This window comes from Streptosporangium sp. NPDC048047 (assembly GCF_040653115.1).
In the GTDB taxonomy this organism is placed as follows: domain Bacteria; phylum Actinomycetota; class Actinomycetes; order Streptosporangiales; family Streptosporangiaceae; genus Streptosporangium.
The window spans coordinates 58,598-59,265 of the sequence record NZ_JBEZNH010000005.1 but is presented as its reverse complement, the minus strand read 5'-3'; the positions used below and the strand labels follow the sequence as shown (position 1 = coordinate 59,265).

1 protein-coding gene is annotated in these 668 nt (G+C 73.7%); it reads right to left on the bottom strand.

Annotated features, from left to right (window positions below; all coding sequences use genetic code 11):
- On the bottom strand, positions 1-668 hold a 668-nt coding region (locus AB0D67_RS05995; RefSeq protein WP_362930423.1), incomplete at both ends, for a hypothetical protein.

Sequence of the window (668 nt, the reverse complement as noted above, 5' to 3'; positions counted from 1 at the left end):
GGTCTGATCGGTTCCGGTCTGGTCGGCGGTCCGCTGACCGGTCCCGGTCTGATCGGCTCCCTGCCGGCCGGTTCCCTGCTGGTCCGTCCCGACCTGCTGGGTTCCGGTCTGGTCCGCCCTGGGAGAGCGCTCGTCACCCTTGGAACCGGTGTCCCCCTTGCCCCCGGCGTCGCCCCCGGGGTCCTGACCGGCGTCGTGGTCGCCGATGGAGACGATCTCGATCTTCCCGTCGGAGCGCCCGCCGGGCGACTCCGGGGTCGAGTCGTCACGGGGCGCGGAGGTCTCCGGGATGGAGCCGTCCCGGCGCGCGGAGGTGTCCTGGGCGGAGTCGTCCCGGCGGGCCGAGGTGTCCGGAGTCTGGTCGTCGCGTCGGGTGGAGGTGTCCTGGGCCTGGTCGTCTCCGCGTGCGGAGGTGTCGGGGACGGAGGTGTCGCGGCGCGGGGAGGTCTCGTCCCCCTTGGACCCGGTCTGGGGCTTGTCCTCGACCTTGGCGTCCCGCCGGACCTCCTGCTTGTCCTCCGAACCGGCGTCCTTCCTGACGTCCGGGTCGTGCCTGGCGTCCGGGTCGTGCCTGGCGTCCGATCCGGTGTCCCTGGACTGCGAGCCCGAGTCGTGCCGGGCGTCCGGGCCGCCGTCCTGCTTGGAGTGCGAGCCCGAGTCGTGCCGGG